Consider the following 15,877-nt stretch of genomic DNA (forward strand, 5'->3'; position numbering starts at 1 on the left):
TACCCAAGCTGGAGGCAATGGCAATGAAAATCAACATGCCAATTACGGATACTGAACAGTTTATGAAAGAAGGAGATATTCTTGTCTCCAAAACAGATCTAAAAGGCTCTATTACCTTCGTGAATAGAGCATTTCTCGAAATCAGTGGTTTTACCGAGGCTGAATTGTTACGTAAAAGCCACAGTATAGTGCGGCATCCAGACATGCCACCCGCGGCCTTTAAAGACCTTTGGGAAACAATACAACAAGGTAACCCTTGGACTGGTGTCATTAAGAACAGAGTGAAAAATGGTGATTTTTACTGGGTAGTCGCGAATGTCATCCCCATCAAGAAAAATGGCCAAGTGATAGAATATATGTCGGTTAGAACCAAACCGACTCAGCAAGAAACTAAAGAGGCTGAACTTACCTATCAGGCCATGAATGCGGATAACCAACCCCGTAAAAAACCACTTGTTACGCTCAAGAAAATACTCACTAACGCAGGACTAAAAACCAAGCTTTCAATATTGACTACCTTTGTCGCCTTTATCTTAATGGCTGGCGCACTTGTTCAATATGATAACGTGCACAAAATTGATACGGCTTGGGATAATTACCAAACGAACATTGCAGCGCGTAGTACGCTTATCAATGAGATAACTGCATCATTAGGGTATGGCGGTGTTATTCATCAATTCAAAAATTATATTCTCCGTCAAGATGACAATTACAGAGCTCAATTTATTCAAGGTTATACCGGATTACTGAGTCAAATCAGCCGTTATCAAGCCTTATCTGGTGTTAGTTCACTAGAACAAAACGCATTAAAAGACATCATCAATGTTGCAGAGCAATATCGACAGCATCTAGATAGCGTTCAAGCTCTCATCACTAATGGTGCAGGGATAAGCCAGATTGACGCCAGTGTGAAAGTGGATGACAAACCCGCGCTTAATGCCATTGTACAATTACAACAAAACTACGCATCACTCACACAGCAGGCCTCGAATACCCTGCATACGCAAATCGCCGATTCATTTATTAGTTTAGGTGCAGAAAGACTCGCTACGTTCCTTATCTTGGCCTTACTTGGCATAATGGTGCTAAGTCGAGCAATCATTAAGCCAATCAAGCAGCTCATTGGTATTTTCAGCAAAATCAATGAAGGTAAATACGAGAACAAATTTGAAATTCGTAATAACAGTGAATTTGGTAAATTATTCCAAGCAATTTACGTCACCCAGACCAAACTCAACTTTGATATTCAAGAGTCACGTTTAACCGCTGAAGAAGCATTACGTATCAAAAATGCCTTAGATAACGTGACAGCAAATGTCATGGTGGCAGATGGACAACGTAATATTATTTATATGAATGAGTCGGTTAATAAATTACTTAAGCACGCTGAAAAAGATTTCCAAAAAGATTTGCCCAACTTTAATGTCGCCAGTTTACTCGGCTCAAGTATCGATGTATTCCATAAACGTCCACAACATCAACAGCAGATGCTACAAGGTCTGTCATCTACCCATCAGGCTAATATCAAAATTGGTGGCAGAACGATGCAGTTAACGCTGAATCCGGTGACAAACGCAGCGAATGACCGCCTAGGTACTGTGGTTGAATGGAGTGATAAAACCGCAGAGCTGGCAATCGAACAAGAAATCGACGAGATTGTTGCAGCGGCGGCGAATGGAGATTTATCCAAACGTATTAACCTTGAAGGTAAGAATGAATTCTTTACGAAGTTAAGCACTGGATTAAATGAATTACTGGAAAGCTCATCATTATTTATTAGTGATGTTGGGGGCTTGTTCTCTCGTATGTCCGAAGGTGATTTAACCCAGTCAATTGAGCAAGAATACAACGGTGAATTTCAACAAATCAAAAATGATGCAAACAACACGATTGATAAATTAACGTCCATTATCAGCCAAATCCGTGAATCAGCAGATACGGTAAGTACCGCATCACACGAGATCGCACTGGGTAATACCGATCTCAGTCAACGTACGGAAGAACAGGCTTGCTCATTAGAAGAAACAGCCTCAAGCATGGAAGAGATCACGGCAACCGTGAAACAAAGTGCCGCCAATACCGATGAAGCGAATAAGTTGGCGACGGAGGCCAAAAATAAAGCCCAAAATGGCGGTAAAACCGTACAAGAAGCCGTTTCGGCAATGAAGGAGATCCTCACTGCGAGTAACCGTATCAATGACATTATTGGTGTCATTGATGAGATTGCCTTCCAGACCAACCTCCTGGCACTAAATGCGGCAGTAGAAGCGGCACGAGCCGGAGAACAAGGACGTGGATTTGCTGTCGTTGCTGCTGAAGTCAGAAATCTATCACAACGCTCAGCTGATGCAGCGAAAGAAATTAAAGACCTGATCCGCGACAGTGTTGAAAAAGTAAAAATAGGTTCATCATTAGTCAATGAATCGGGTGAGACATTACAAGAGATAGTGCATTCGGTTGAACACGTAGCCAATATGATTGCTGAAGTCAGTAATGCGGCGACAGAGCAATCTAGCGGTATTGAGCAAGTAAACCAAGCCGTGAATCAAATGGATGAAGTGACTCAACAAAATGCGTCACTGGTCGAGCAAGCATCCGTTGCAAGCTCCGCTATGTCTGAACAGGTCAATCACATGACCCAGTTAATCCAATTCTTTAAGCTAGTACAAACAGAGCAAGAAGAACAACAAATGCAAAATGTACCACATCATCAAGGTGCACAACGTCAGCAAGGTACCCAACCCCGCTCAACGAATGCGAACCGCAACCGACGCAGTGGACAACCACCAGCTCAGCCAGTAACGGCGCAGAAAAAGCAATCCAATGACAAGGCAATCGCCGCATTATCAAATAACGACAATTGGGATGAGTTTTAACTCATCATTAAACGCCACCAGACCCCAGGTAAACTGGTAAATCCGGTGGTTAACCACTTAACCTCGCCATCTTTAATAATTATGATGGTGGGGGTTACTTTTACTTGCCAGTCGCTGCCCAGCTCATAGTTTTTATCGTTGATCACATCAAAGTCATACTCATGATGTTGTAAGTATTTTTTCACCCGCAGATCTTCACCTGAGCTTAGCGCCACAGTAACCACCGGATAGTACTCCGACAACGTATCAACAGCAGGGCTAACAAAACTACACACAGGGCACCAGGTTGCCCAAAAATAAACGACCACGGCTTGATCTTTACTTAACTCAGCAAGATCGACCTGCTCACCTTTCAATGTCGTACCAACTAAAGCTGGAGGGTTATCTTTTGGTAAATCTTTGCCACGCCATACATCGACAGCAGTGGTAATAACCAGCGCTAACAACATAAATATTACTAATTGTTTTATCCAACCAAGTAGTCGTTGCTTCATCTAATCATTTCCTTTGGTCATACGCATACCAATATTAATACCAACTGCATTCAATAATGTGTGATTGATTCAATGCAATTGGTAGACTCGGTTGTTATTGCTTACGTTTAGCCGCAAGTGCCGCTTTAACTTGTTTCTCTAGTTGGCTATAAGGCACTAAACCACCGATAATTTGATCACCAAAGATAAGACCCGGCGTTCCACTTAGTCCAAACTCACGCATCAACGTCATACTTCTTTCAATTGTCGTTTCAGCACTCGCGGCCGTATTATCTAACCATTCATCCGTGCCGGTTATCTTACCCACTTTAGCGATAGCACCACTGTCTAAACGACTTGGACGCGACATTAACATTTTATGTAGATCAGCAAATTTTTCAGGTTCATTTTCCCACACAGTTAAGGCTAAATCAGTTGCTTCTTTCGAACTTGGACCTAAGATAGGTACCAATTTATAGACCACACGTACTTCTGGGTACTCTTCAACTAAACGGTCTAATAATGGTTCAATTTTCTTGCAGTAAGGACAATTGAAGTCAGTAAAGTAAGCAATGGTTAATTCTGGATTTTCAGCGCCCATCCACGGATCCATTTTGTTATTAAACAAAGCCGCTTGATTGTCATCTAAACTTTGATTTTGCTGCGCTTTTACTTTATTTTGTTCGTGTGCCTGCAGTGCAATAATCGCTTCTTTTAATATCTCAGGGTTGTTTACCAAGGCTTCTTTCAGCATTTGGTTAAACTCTGCTTTCGTATCGATTTTTACCGGTTCAGCCCACGCCATTTGTGTTGCTAAAAGAGCGGCTGAAATAGTGGTGGAAAGTGCTAATAATTTCGTTTTCATTGTTATTCCTATCTATTAAATTTGTTTTCCGAATCGTCATACCCCACGCATACACGCAGGGCAGAAATTAATGATTATTCGCCACTCGCTTGCTTAATTGCATTCATCACAGCATCGTCACTTAAAATGACCGGCAGTGGTATACCGCTTGGCGCCTTAGGCCCATAAACAATATTGAATGGCACTCCAAAACGGCCATTGTTTTGTAAATAATTTGTCACTTTTTCAGAACGAACAGTCCAATCACCTTCCATCGGCACCACATTTTCTGCTTGCAGTGTGCTGTATACAGGATCTTGCAATATCACTCCGATCTTATTGGCTTTACAGGTAATACACCAATCAGCGGTGATATTCACAAATACCGTATTGCCAGCTTGAACTTCCTGTTCGATTCGTACGGTATCAAGTTCTTGCCAAGCTAAGTCCTCAGGTAAACCATTTGACCATTTACTCGTTGTTAACGACGCCGCTAGCGCGACAGCACTACCAAGCAACAAGCCAACACTGACGCTGATAAGTACTGCGCGTTTACCTTTAAGTTTTATCATGAAACCAATAAATATCAGGCTAACAACACTAAACAAACCATAAATAGCAAGCGTAGGTAAGAAACTAGACAGCAAGGTCACTAGCCATAAACAAGTCAGCATTAACAAGCCAGCAAACACAGTTTTTACTGAACCCATCCAACGACCAGGTTTAGGTAATAGACTGACAAGGCTTGGGAAAGTGGCAACTAACAACCACGGCAGAGCCATACCAATCGCTAAGGCAGTAAAGATAACAAATAAAGTTACCGTATCAGCACCCAGAGCATAAGCAACCGCCGTACCCAAAAATGGTGCGCTACAAGGCGTTGCGAGTAATGTCGCGAACATACCCTGCAAGAAATGCCCACGATTACTGTCATCACCTACGGTTGCTAATTTCGTTTGTACATTTGACGATAAACTAAATTCAAATGCGCCTAACATGTTTAATGAGAACACAGCGGTTATAACAACCATGGCAGCAATAAACCAAGGACTTTGGAATTGGATACCCCAACCTATCGCTTGACCTGATACTTTTAATGCAAAGATGAAAGCGGCAAGTAGCCAGAACGACACTATGATACCAGCTGCAGAAGCAAGGAATTGTTGTCTGATTTTACCTTTCTCGAGTCTTGGCGCATCGATAATCGTGCTCAATTTCATGCCTAGAACGGGTAATACACACGGCATTATATTGAGGATCAAACCGCCTAATAAAGCGAACAGAACTATCCCGATCAGAGACTGGCCTGCAATAGTGACTTGCCCTGCAATAACAGGCGTCGAGAACTCTAACGCTTGCTCTGACGTGATGACGGTTAAGTTTAACGTTTTATCGATTAATTCAATCTCACCCAACCAACTACTGGCGTTAAATACCGCAATTAAATTATCAGCTGACTCTTCTACCGTCTTTAGTTTAAAGGCCGTGTCTAAGTCGCCATCGATCAATAATGTCGGGGTTTCACCCCAATTATAGCCAGATATTGTCGCTTGTAATTGACTGTTAGCGTGATCCCATACTAATTGGATCGCGTTATTATCATCCACTTTTTTCGGTACTTGAGTGATGCTTTTATTATATAAAAACATCGCGTCAGCATCCGCTTGCAAGTTTTGAATTTCAACCGACATGTTGATGTCATAGTCCGTTAACACACAAATAGTCGTACACGAAGATAAGGTTAATGTACCCGCTAATATTAACGGTTTATTAATGTCTTCGAACTGTAACTGCATGGGAAAACTGACCGAATCGGTATAACCATAAGTCTCTAATCCAAGCAATGAAAAATGCTTTGGTACTGGCCACTGCCAATTACTGTTAACAAGGTTTGTCGAATCTTGCCAATCAATACTTGGGGCGATACCACCTTCACCCGGCGAGCGCCAATAGGTTTTCCAGTCGCCAGAAAGCTTAACTTCAAGTACGGCGGGTACTGTGTTAGTGGTTGTATCCACTTGCCCAGTCAGCATAAAGCGTAACTGAATTGGTGGGTGTGATGGTTCTTGTAACCAACCTGTTGTTTGCGCCGAAATACTCGCCGAGATAAACAGTAAACAAGTTACAAATAAGGTTTTTATTGTCTTCAAATCATGTCTCCAAAAAGTACTCAAAGTCATCATATAGATACTTCAATACCAATTGTATTTAGTCGGTTGTCAATAAACAGGTTATGCAGAGTGCTTATCTTGTCAAGCGCAGTCACACATACCTTATCTATAGATGATCATAATAATTATTTAATATACCTGAGTTACAGAAAAGACTTAAGATTTTAATATCTAATAGTTAATATCAAATGGTTATTAACTATTAGCGACTTTAACTATGTCTAAGCTATAGCATCTTGAAGTAACTTGGGTATACAGAATATTACTCGTCGAACTTACACAAGATGAGATGACGGCGTTGCGAAGGTACAAATGTATTGGTGAGGTAGGTAATATTAAGCGTCTGGCGCGTGAAATAATGACTGAACAGGATGATCATCAAAATGACCATAACCAGTTCATCTATGTGGGTACTGGCTTTTTGCAACAGCCGTTCTGTCAGCTTACAAACGCCATCACTGCTATCAGTATAACTGGCATTATAAAGTTCAACAGTCGTTGTTGCACTCAACGGTTCACCACTAGAGATAGGCTGATTAAATGCGTAAGCATTGTTAACCATACAAGCAATCAAAAACACGACTATTAATAGCAGGCTGATATTGGCATTGTTTGTTGGTATAGTGATGCGCATATTTTTTTATGATTAAGCTTATGGTTGAATTCGTCATAGAGTCTCTTTTTACCGATAATCAGTAAATATCACAAGTCAGGCTTATTAAAATTACCCTTCTTTACCAAAAATGGCTAATAATCGCTGCTTTATACTAAAATGTAGTGATGAATTTAATTAACTGCTGGTATTTTTGTGATTTTAGCCTAGAATCCCGCCCTCTAGTTCATTTCTCTTTATCCAGTGTTGATAACAAAACGTATCGCGATGATTAAGTAGAATGAAAAAGCACAAAAAAGTTACCTGAGCTAATCTCTGATAAAGTAGCTTGGGTATATAACACTGAATAATCGCTAGGAAATAGACACATGGCTAAAGGTAAAAAGTACGATTTTAATTTGGTATTAGTAGACGGCTCTTGGACTGCTGAAATCGTGAGAAAAATCACATCTAAAAAAACAGTTGTATCAAAAAGCCAAGCGGGCTTTGCTTCAGAAGAAGAAGCAAAGATTTGGGCTGAAACTGAATTAAAAGGTTTCTTACAAAACCAAATCGAACGTAACGCACGTCGCATTCGCCTCGTTTCAGAAAGCGTTGAAGAGAATGCAGAAGAGAGTGCTGAAGAGTCAGACGAATCTGACGAATCTGACGAATCTGACGAATCAGAAGCATCAGAAAAAGACGACGCTTAATATCTCCCCGATATAAGCAACGTCTTACTACCATCGCTAATTACGCTTAATTAGCGATGGACTCTCACATCAAATCTTTTATCGCTTGTAATACACCAACAACCTCAAACGCTTCTATCCGTCTTGTTCCCACATACAACAACGCATCACTTGAACCACCATATGCCTGCGCCAGAATGTTATAACGGATTTTCGCTTCACTGTTGTTATTAATATCCCATTCAATATATTCGATGCTATATGAATCAAAATCATCGCGAAGATCGCTACAGCGAGCACAGCTTCGAGTACTGTAAATCACCACCTTAGGTTGATTAAACTCATTAAAATGTTGTTTATAAACACGTTTATCTCGCCAAGAAAAAATGCTGTCGCCTTTTATCTCGTACAGAAACTCATTGTAGCTACGAGCATTAAACCCGTTATAGATGTTATTGCCCACCACCAATACCGGTAGTGTTGTGCTATCAACATATCTCTGTAATAGCTTTCTGCCTTCTGCATTGTCTTTTAGATCTATCACTTCAGGCTTTATCGATTTGCTTTTAAGGTGAACTAACGCAGCGTTACAAGGCGCACCACATTCGTCATGGACGAACAACAATGCTTTAGCAGTGCCACTGGCATTAAACGCCCCGTCCTTTTGCCAAATAAAACTAAGTAGGCTTGGATTATAGTGATTCACAAATGCAATCGCGGCTATAAGCACTATAAACTTTTTCATATCCCTTAATCCTTTCTATGTTGCGTTAACATCCATGGTCCACACTTGCGACTTTAACCATTGGAATAAGTGACATAACACTCATGACGCAGGTCAATATCTTACAAATTGTTAATGGGCAAAAGTGTACGAATTGTGAGTAAAGCAGGCAATCAGGGATTAGTATGAGATGAGCATTAACTTTCAATGTCTAATGCGTAACTAGAAATGTCGTCCTAATAATGGAGGAAATATGAGGACGTTAAAACGACCTCATATTTGGTAGGCGCTTAGCTTATAGTGGTACAGTTAAGCTTCTTGGTCAGCATGAGTCAGAATTAAATTGCTACCGTCAATTCTAACGTCTTTGTAACCCTTTAAATTTTCTGCAAGTCCATCAAGCACTTTTTCAGTAAGTGCTTCATCTGATAATTTATAAGTAGTTGTATTTTTACCAGACGTAACATCACTTTTAACTTCAGATTGAATGCTGTTTAATAAATGTTGAAGGTCATCATTGTTCATATTTAGACTCCATATAAATGTATATTGTTTAAGTTTTATTGACATTTTTTATGGTAGGCTTTTTGTTCTTTCTATTCAATATATTGTTTAAAATAACAAATTTTAAGCGTAATTTGTATCGCGTGGTATTTTTAGTATACGTTAGAGAAATAACTGCCCAAGAAGTAATTAATTAAAAACGCACAAATATTCTAGATTCAAACCGCATTTTATATTTAACTAAGTTGAGTGTGTATTTTCGTTTACAAGGAAGTAATAAAATGACTGAGTTAGCGACTACGGATTGGCTTGAATTAAGTAAAGATGCTGAAACTGGCATTGAGACAATCAGAGCGCATTTTAATGGTCATGCATATGATCCGCATTGGCATGACAGTTATTTAGTTGGTATCACTGAACAAGGCGTGCAACAGTTTAACTGCAGACGTAATACCCACACATCTTTATCTGGCGGTAGCTTTCTACTTGAGCCTGGGGAAATACACGATGGCAAAGCACCTGAATATGGCGGCTTTACTTATCGGATGCTCTACATCCCACAAGCATGGATAAAGGACAAATTTTTAGCCCTATTCGATAATATACCAAGTAGTTTTGAGCTTAACTTTGATTCCACACTATCGAGTAACAACGCACTGTCAGCCAGTATTTCATCTGCATTTTTATCGTTACACCATCAGGACCCGAAGATAGTGAAAGATGCTTGCTTAGATCAGATGTTAGAAAAACTAACCGCAAATTTAGATTGGAGTAAAAAACGGTCTAAATCAGTTAAGATTGATGCCATAGCGCTTAAAACACAAGATTTCTTACATTCCAACATTTATACCGATATTGGTTTAGAGGATTTGTCTCGCGCAGTTGATGCTGATAGATTTAGAATAAGCCGAGCATTTAAAGCCGCTTTTGGCCTAGCGCCTCATGCTTATTTGATCCAATTACGCTTAGTGAAAGCACGTCAATTACTCTCTCAGGGCTATCAACCAGTAGATGTAGCCAGCGAGCTATGTTTTGCCGATCAAAGCCATCTAGGACGCTGGTTTCGTCGAGTCTATAAATTAACCCCCGCAAATTACCAGCAACTCTGCACAAATCATCCAGACTATCGCTGACAATACCGAGATACTAATTACATCGTCACTTTAATGGTATCTTGTTATGACTACTTTATATTTAAACTTTTTGTTATTTGCTGTTGTTATCTCTATCACTCCAGGTCCAACAAACCTTATCGCGTTAACCCTTGGTCATCGATATGGCATTAATTCTGCTTTCGCTTTTATCATTAGTGCTGCAAGTTCTGCGTCGTTAATTCTGTTACTAACGTCTCAAGGTATTTGCCAGTGTATTTATTACCTATCCTCTGTTACAACAAACAATGGCCTGGATAGGCTGTACATGGTTAATCTGGTTATCATGGAAATTATATTGGACGCCCGCTACAGCAACAGCAGATAACAGTGATTCCTTTACAAAGCCGAGTTGGATTCAAGGTGCAGGCCTACAATTCATTAACCCTAAAACATGGTTTATGGCCATGACAGTCAGCAGCTTATTCAATACTGCTGACTCTCATAGTTTCAATCACAATCTAACCTTAGCAATAATATTCTTCTTCGTTGCTTGCAATACGCTTGTTTGCTGGACATTACTCGGACAATTAACAAGAAAGATATTAAGCAGCACAAAGCAAAGCGATACCATCAACAAAATTCTCGCGATCTTACTTTTGCTATCGGTGTTATCGGCTATGTTTACACTGTGATAAATAACCTTTGCGCTTAGCGCACTAAAAACGCGATAAATCGAGTGTGATGGGTGCGCCTAGCCATTGCACATACTCGGTGTGATCGCGTAAATCATCGCCTGTTACTGCATGTAGCAATACCGAAATCCCTTGCCTGTGTTCAATACACCAAGGCACAAACACCTCAAAATCGTCTGCTGTGAAAGAGGCTTGAAAACTCCACTGCGGGTGCGGCCCTACTGGTTTGGTATTGAAATTACCGACATAAAAGCCCAGCTCTTCACTGATATTCTTTCGTAATGCCTTAGCATGTACGAGTGATGATTCATCGAAATAAAAATGCGCATGATAGTCTGCATGACTGTTAACGGGCGTATCCATAAATACCTCATAAAATAGGGCTATAACTCTCTGTTATAAGAATGCCTTATAAAATTGTTGATAACACAACGGGCTCAACATAACACACAGGGCTATTGCTGAATACGACCTTTACTTTCTTCACATTTGACATAGAAATGCAGCTAAAACCGCCACTAAAACCAACGCCAAAAAACACTAAATGACGTTAATTTACAGTGATTTACACTTAATGTTGATTTACATTCTTTACCTTTGATTTACTGGTCATCGTAGTTTATTTTAGTATATGATAACGTAATACGAACAATTATCATTTGGATTTCACTTAATATGAAACTATCAGTTGTAGCTACTTTATTTGGTTTATTATTCTCTGCTAACGCACTTTCTGAAACGATCACGGTCTCTCACCAACTCGGTAAAACAACATTAGAAACGAAACCTGAACGTGTGGTAGTGATTGGCACGGGTACATTAGACGCCTTAGATTACTTTGGTATTAAGCCCGTGGCGGTAAGTAAAGCGACAACGATGCCAGATTATTTGTTGAAATATAAAACCAAAGAGTTCGCGTCGTCAGGTAGCTTAAACGAACCTGATTTTGAAACCATTTACATGCAAAAACCAGACGTGATCATTATTGGTTCTCGCGCCGTTGAATCTTATAAAGAACTGTCAAAAATTGCGCCAACAGTGATGTTCGCACCAGAATCGAATGGCTATTGGCAAAGCACCCAGAAACAATGGCGTATGCTCGCTGACATCTTTGAAATCCAACCTAAAGTAGAAACAAAGATCGCCAGTGTTGATTCTCAGATCACCGAAATTGCCAACTACAACAAAACCAACCACGTTAAGGCATTAACGGTAATGAGTGCAGGCGGTAATATCACCACGTTTGGTGCACAGTCTCGTTTCTCTGCTATTTACCGTGATTTTGGTTTCCAAGAAGCTGTGCCGAACATTAAAGAATCTCGTCATGGTGATCTGATCTCGTATGAATTCATTAGCAACGTCAATCCAGCTAATCTATTCATTATCGACAAAGACAAACTGATTAATAAAGATAAAAGTCGTACCCGTGAAGAGTTTGCCAATCCACTGGTTAAATCAACCGATGCCTATAAAGACGACAAACTAAATTACCTTGATATTAACGCGTGGTATATCGCACTTTCGGGTGTCACCGCAACCGACAAAATGATCCAAGATATGCAGCAATCACGCAAACTTTAATTGAGCTTACCTTGAAAAGTTATTATTTTTACTGGTATTACTCAGCATCGCATCGGTATTTATTGGCGTGGCTGACCTGTCTCTCTCTGCCATTTTAGCGGGCGATACTGATGCCATTGAGTTGTTATTAATCAGCCGCCTTCCCCGCTTATTAGCGATTTTACTCTCGGGTGCAGGGTTGAGTATTGCTGGACTTATTATGCAGCAGATCAGTCAGAACCGATTTGCGTCACCATCGACATCTGGCACCATTGAATGTGCCATGCTCGGCTATGTATTAAGTTTAGTCTTTCTTGGTCATGGCGATAGTCTACTGCTTATCTTTGGCATGGCGATAGCCGGTACACTGCTATTTATTCAGTTTATCCATCGCATTCAATTTAAGAACGCCATCTACGTGCCATTAATCGGTATCATTTTTGGTAATGTGGTGTCTTCTGCTGCTACCTTTATCGCTTATAAATATGATGCGGTACAAAACCTGTCAGCGTGGACTGTGGCTAACTTTGCCAGCATTCTGCAAGGTAACTATGAACTGCTTTATATTGCTCTGCCTATTTCCATTATTAGCTATTGGTATGCAACCCGTTTATCTGCGGTGGGCATGGGTAAAGACTTCGCTACCAATATTGGGCTGAATTACAAACAAGTACTGTTCATCGGCATTCTACTTGTGTCTGTGATGTCAGCGTCTGTGGTGATGATTGTCGGTCAACTGCCTTTCTTAGGTCTGATCGTACCGAATTTAGTGGCGCAATTCTACGGTGACAATTTACGTAAAAATATTCCACTGACGGCTATTATCGGCGCTATTTTAATTTTACTTTGTGATGTCATTGGTCGTGTGATCATCTTCCCTTACGAGATCCCGATTTCGATGATCATCAGCATGCTGGGTGGCACGGTCTTTATCTTCTTCATTGTAAAGGGGAAGCAAAATGTCTGATTCAATGAAGCTCACCGGATTGGCTGTGATCACCGTTGTCTTTACTTTTTTATTCATTGGCATTGGCTTAGATGCTTCGAATTATGAATACTTTTTATCACGTCGCGTGCCGAAAGTATTCGCTATGATCATCGCCAGCATTGCCATCGCGCAATCATCATTGGTGTTTCAAACCATTACCCATAATCGGATTTTAACCCCGAGTATTATGGGGTTTGATGCCTTATATTTACTCACCCAAGTTTTGGTTGTGGTTATCTTTGGTGGCTTTAGTGTCTTGCTATTAAACCCCTTTGTTAACTTTGCCTTGTCAGTCATGATCATGGTGGGATTTTCGTTATTGCTGTTTGGATTTTATTTCCGCAACAATAATGGCAAGGGTAACGTCATCACGTTATTACTGCTCGGCGTTATCTTCGGCCAACTGTTCAGCAATGTGTCGTCGTTTTTCATGATGTTGGTTGACCCCAATGATTTCTTAACCATTCAATCAAGCATGTTTGCTAGTTTTAACAATGTGAACCAAGAACTGGTTTATTTATGTATTATCCCGCTATTTGTGGTCAGTGCTTTGTTATTCAAATTAGCCCCTGTGTTAGATGTATTTTGGCTAGACAATGACAATGCAATTAGCTTAGGGGTTGATACTCGTCGCGTCACCAAGCAAGTATTAATTCTGGTCGCTATCATGATATCGCTATCCACCGCTTTAGTCGGCCCAGTGATGTTCTTCGGCTTGCTCGTGGCAAATTTAACCAAAGAATTCTTCCATACCTATCGCCATCACACGCTACTTATTGCCAGCAGTTTAATGGCAATGTCGATGTTGTTATCAGGGCAATGGATCATCGAAAAAATCTTTAGTTTTTCAACCACGCTCAGTGTGGTGATCAACTTTGTTGGTGGTTTGTACTTCTTATCACTGCTTGTTCGACAAAAAATTCAATAGCGTCGCTATTTAACAAATTCACTATTTATTAAAGCCATTATTTAATAAAGTAAGTAGGATACATAAAACGTGATTTCATTAACCAATTTATCTAAATCATTTGGCCAACACAAAGTTGTCGACCAAGTTTCAGCTTCTTTCATTAAAGGTGAAGTAACGGCGATCATAGGGCCTAATGGAGCTGGGAAAAGTACCGTATTATCCATGGCCAGTCGCTTATTAAATAAAGACAGTGGCAGCGTCATTATCGACAACCAAGACGTTGTAGATTGGGATACCAAAGCGCTAGCGAAAAAATTGGCGGTATTACGCCAGTCTAACAATCTGAATATGCGCTTTACCGTGCGAGAATTAGTGGCCTTTGGGCGCTATCCTTATAGTCAGGGTAAGCTAACCACCAACGACAATGACGTGATTGACAAAGCCATTGGCTATTTAGATTTAACACTAATCGAAAACAAGTATCTTGATGAACTCAGCGGTGGTCAACGCCAATTAGCGTTTATCGCCATGGTCGTGGCACAAGATACTGATTATGTATTTTTGGATGAACCACTGAACAATCTCGACATTAAACATTCATTACAAATCATGAAAAACATCAAAACCTTAGCGCATGAATTAGGTAAAGCCGTTGTTATTGTGATCCATGATATCAACTTCGCGTCTTGTTATTCAGACAATATCGTGGCGTTGAAGCAAGGTAAGGTGGTCGCTAACGGGTCAGTGGCTGAGATCATCAATCAAGCAACATTGTCAGCAATTTACGATACTGATTTTGATATTCACGAAATCAACGGCAAACGAATTTGCATGTACTACGGGCAGTAATAGCAACCACATTATTAAGGGGATACATATGAGTAAGAAACCAAGCAGCAGAGTATTAACCGTAATAGCCAACCAGCAATTAACGCATAATATGCAACGCATTAGCTTTCAGGCTGACGACTTGTCTGATTTTCCAGCTGATGCCGAAGGTGGCTATATTAAGCTACTGTTCACTGAGCAAGGTGATACCGATATTTCAACGCTTGGGACAGATAAAAACCCGAAAAAGCGTACTTATACCATCCGTCATTTACGCCAAGCGCTCAATCAATTAGACGTTGATTTTGTTCATCACGAACACTCGGCTATGGATAATTACAGTGGTGGCTTTGCCGCTGCGTGGTCTCAATCTGCAACCACTGGTGATACCATTTCGATTGCGGGACCAGGGATGCTTAAACCCGTCAATATAGATACCGATTGGTACTTCTTAGTCGCAGACATGACAGCTCTTCCAGCCTTGTCTGCGCAACTCACTAAGCTACCAACAACAGCCCATGGTTATGCGGTTATCGAAATTAATCATGAAGACGACAAGCAACTCTTAACCAAACCCGAGGGTATTGAGGTTATTTGGGTTATCGCTGATGAAGCTAAAACAAACTTACCTCGCCAAGTGAAAGCATTAACGTGGCAGCAAGGTGAAGTATCGGCTTGGTGTGCCTGTGAGTTTTCAGCTATGCGTGCGCTACGTGTTTACTTCAGAAATGACAGAAACGTCGACAAAGACAATATCTATATCAGCAGCTATTGGAAAACGGGCTGTACTGAAGATGGTCATAAGATTGCCAAACGTGATGACAATTTGGCCGAGGAAAGTGCTGCATCATAGCGTTATAACAAAGACAAAAACAGTAACCACTGAGGTTAATATCATTGTTAATCCCCCCTTTTCAGTCATTTTCAAG

At 40.5% G+C, this 15,877-nt stretch carries 16 protein-coding genes; 9 read left to right on the forward strand and 7 right to left on the reverse strand.

Features of this window, described 5'->3' with window-relative positions:
- The first annotated feature begins 23 nt into the window (after positions 1 to 23).
- Positions 24 to 2,876 carry a methyl-accepting chemotaxis protein gene (locus tag PE36_RS07790; RefSeq protein WP_043994289.1) on the forward strand — a complete coding sequence of 951 codons (2,853 nt, stop codon included), beginning with the start codon at positions 24 to 26 and terminating at the stop codon, positions 2,874 to 2,876.
- Here the strand turns inward: PE36_RS07790 and PE36_RS07795 are convergent.
- The 4 genes from PE36_RS07795 to PE36_RS07810 form a co-directional block, all read right to left on the reverse strand.
- On the reverse strand, positions 2,873 to 3,370 hold the full coding sequence (locus tag PE36_RS07795; RefSeq protein WP_006031444.1) for a protein disulfide oxidoreductase: 498 nt from the start codon (positions 3,368 to 3,370) through the stop codon (positions 2,873 to 2,875). The two genes, PE36_RS07790 and PE36_RS07795, sit on opposite strands and share 4 nt — an antisense overlap.
- A gap of 94 nt (positions 3,371 to 3,464) precedes the next feature.
- A complete protein-coding gene (locus PE36_RS07800) occupies positions 3,465 to 4,214 on the reverse strand; it encodes a DsbA family protein (RefSeq protein ID WP_006031445.1) in 750 nt (249 codons plus the stop codon).
- A 74-nt stretch (positions 4,215 to 4,288) separates the two neighbouring features.
- Complete coding sequence (locus PE36_RS07805; protein WP_006031446.1) at positions 4,289 to 6,376, reverse strand: protein-disulfide reductase DsbD; 2,088 nt, start codon at positions 6,374 to 6,376, stop codon at positions 4,289 to 4,291.
- A gap of 250 nt (positions 6,377 to 6,626) precedes the next feature.
- Positions 6,627 to 6,998 (reverse strand): hypothetical protein, encoded by a 372-nt coding sequence (locus PE36_RS07810; RefSeq protein WP_006031447.1) that lies wholly within the window; start codon positions 6,996 to 6,998, stop codon positions 6,627 to 6,629.
- Positions 6,999 to 7,345: 347 nt separating this feature from the next.
- Between PE36_RS07810 and PE36_RS07815 the strand changes: the two genes are divergently transcribed.
- A complete protein-coding gene (locus tag PE36_RS07815; protein WP_006031448.1) occupies positions 7,346 to 7,669 on the forward strand; it encodes a DUF3622 domain-containing protein in 324 nt (107 codons plus the stop codon).
- A 64-nt stretch (positions 7,670 to 7,733) separates the two neighbouring features.
- On the opposite strand, the gene PE36_RS07820 is transcribed toward PE36_RS07815, so the two are convergent.
- On the reverse strand, positions 7,734 to 8,393 hold the full coding sequence (locus PE36_RS07820) for a glutaredoxin domain-containing protein (protein WP_006031449.1): 660 nt from the start codon (positions 8,391 to 8,393) through the stop codon (positions 7,734 to 7,736).
- Positions 8,394 to 8,681: 288 nt separating this feature from the next.
- The gene (locus PE36_RS07825) at positions 8,682 to 8,897 is read right to left on the reverse strand and encodes a hypothetical protein (RefSeq protein WP_006031450.1); all 216 of its coding nucleotides are present in this window, start codon (positions 8,895 to 8,897) and stop codon (positions 8,682 to 8,684) included.
- A gap of 260 nt (positions 8,898 to 9,157) precedes the next feature.
- Here PE36_RS07825 and PE36_RS07830 point away from each other — a divergent pair, with 260 nt between their 5' ends.
- Together PE36_RS07830 and PE36_RS24370 are read left to right on the forward strand one after the other, a co-directional pair.
- A complete protein-coding gene (locus PE36_RS07830; protein WP_006031451.1) occupies positions 9,158 to 10,009 on the forward strand; it encodes an AraC family transcriptional regulator in 852 nt (283 codons plus the stop codon).
- A 46-nt stretch (positions 10,010 to 10,055) separates the two neighbouring features.
- A complete protein-coding gene (locus PE36_RS24370) occupies positions 10,056 to 10,355 on the forward strand; it encodes a hypothetical protein (protein ID WP_157517769.1) in 300 nt (99 codons plus the stop codon).
- Between the two features lie 331 nt (positions 10,356 to 10,686).
- On the opposite strand, the gene PE36_RS07840 is transcribed toward PE36_RS24370, so the two are convergent.
- Complete coding sequence (locus PE36_RS07840; RefSeq protein WP_006031453.1) at positions 10,687 to 11,025, reverse strand: DOPA 4,5-dioxygenase family protein; 339 nt, start codon at positions 11,023 to 11,025, stop codon at positions 10,687 to 10,689.
- A gap of 312 nt (positions 11,026 to 11,337) precedes the next feature.
- Here PE36_RS07840 and PE36_RS07845 point away from each other — a divergent pair, with 312 nt between their 5' ends.
- From PE36_RS07845 to PE36_RS07865, 5 genes are all read left to right on the forward strand, one after another.
- Complete coding sequence (locus PE36_RS07845; RefSeq protein ID WP_006031454.1) at positions 11,338 to 12,243, forward strand: siderophore ABC transporter substrate-binding protein; 906 nt, start codon at positions 11,338 to 11,340, stop codon at positions 12,241 to 12,243.
- A 31-nt stretch (positions 12,244 to 12,274) separates the two neighbouring features.
- A complete protein-coding gene (gene vctD, locus PE36_RS07850; protein ID WP_043994262.1) occupies positions 12,275 to 13,189 on the forward strand; it encodes an iron chelate uptake ABC transporter permease subunit VctD in 915 nt (304 codons plus the stop codon).
- Positions 13,182 to 14,138 (forward strand): iron chelate uptake ABC transporter family permease subunit, encoded by a 957-nt coding sequence (locus tag PE36_RS07855; protein WP_006031456.1) that lies wholly within the window; start codon positions 13,182 to 13,184, stop codon positions 14,136 to 14,138. Before vctD ends, PE36_RS07855 begins: the two co-directional genes overlap by 8 nt.
- A gap of 69 nt (positions 14,139 to 14,207) precedes the next feature.
- Positions 14,208 to 14,969, forward strand: a complete 762-nt coding sequence (locus PE36_RS07860) for an ABC transporter ATP-binding protein (RefSeq protein WP_006031457.1) — start codon at positions 14,208 to 14,210, stop codon at positions 14,967 to 14,969.
- A gap of 28 nt (positions 14,970 to 14,997) precedes the next feature.
- A complete protein-coding gene (locus PE36_RS07865; RefSeq protein ID WP_006031458.1) occupies positions 14,998 to 15,801 on the forward strand; it encodes a siderophore-interacting protein in 804 nt (267 codons plus the stop codon).
- The last annotated feature ends 76 nt before the right edge of the window (positions 15,802 to 15,877 follow it).

The sequence above is a fragment of the Moritella sp. PE36 genome (assembly GCF_000170855.1).
GTDB lineage: Bacteria > Pseudomonadota > Gammaproteobacteria > Enterobacterales > Moritellaceae > Moritella.

Excerpts from the sequence above, each read along its gene's own strand:
- PE36_RS07865 (WP_006031458.1), top strand. The coding sequence starts at position 14,998 with ATGAGTAAGAAACCAAGCAGCAGAGTATTAACCGTAATAGCCAACCAG.
- PE36_RS07810 (WP_006031447.1), bottom strand. The coding sequence starts at position 6,998 with ATGCGCATCACTATACCAACAAACAATGCCAATATCAGCCTGCTATTA.
- PE36_RS07800 (WP_006031445.1), bottom strand. The coding sequence starts at position 4,214 with ATGAAAACGAAATTATTAGCACTTTCCACCACTATTTCAGCCGCTCTT.
- PE36_RS07790 (WP_043994289.1), top strand. The coding sequence starts at position 24 with ATGAAAATCAACATGCCAATTACGGATACTGAACAGTTTATGAAAGAA.
- PE36_RS07795 (WP_006031444.1), bottom strand. The coding sequence starts at position 3,370 with ATGAAGCAACGACTACTTGGTTGGATAAAACAATTAGTAATATTTATG.
- PE36_RS07825 (WP_006031450.1), bottom strand. The coding sequence starts at position 8,897 with ATGAACAATGATGACCTTCAACATTTATTAAACAGCATTCAATCTGAA.
- PE36_RS07855 (WP_006031456.1), top strand. The coding sequence starts at position 13,182 with ATGTCTGATTCAATGAAGCTCACCGGATTGGCTGTGATCACCGTTGTC.
- PE36_RS07805 (WP_006031446.1), bottom strand. The coding sequence starts at position 6,376 with ATGATGACTTTGAGTACTTTTTGGAGACATGATTTGAAGACAATAAAA.
- PE36_RS07815 (WP_006031448.1), top strand. The coding sequence starts at position 7,346 with ATGGCTAAAGGTAAAAAGTACGATTTTAATTTGGTATTAGTAGACGGC.
- PE36_RS07840 (WP_006031453.1), bottom strand. The coding sequence starts at position 11,025 with ATGGATACGCCCGTTAACAGTCATGCAGACTATCATGCGCATTTTTAT.
- PE36_RS07830 (WP_006031451.1), top strand. The coding sequence starts at position 9,158 with ATGACTGAGTTAGCGACTACGGATTGGCTTGAATTAAGTAAAGATGCT.
- PE36_RS07820 (WP_006031449.1), bottom strand. The coding sequence starts at position 8,393 with ATGAAAAAGTTTATAGTGCTTATAGCCGCGATTGCATTTGTGAATCAC.
- PE36_RS24370 (WP_157517769.1), top strand. The coding sequence starts at position 10,056 with ATGACTACTTTATATTTAAACTTTTTGTTATTTGCTGTTGTTATCTCT.
- PE36_RS07845 (WP_006031454.1), top strand. The coding sequence starts at position 11,338 with ATGAAACTATCAGTTGTAGCTACTTTATTTGGTTTATTATTCTCTGCT.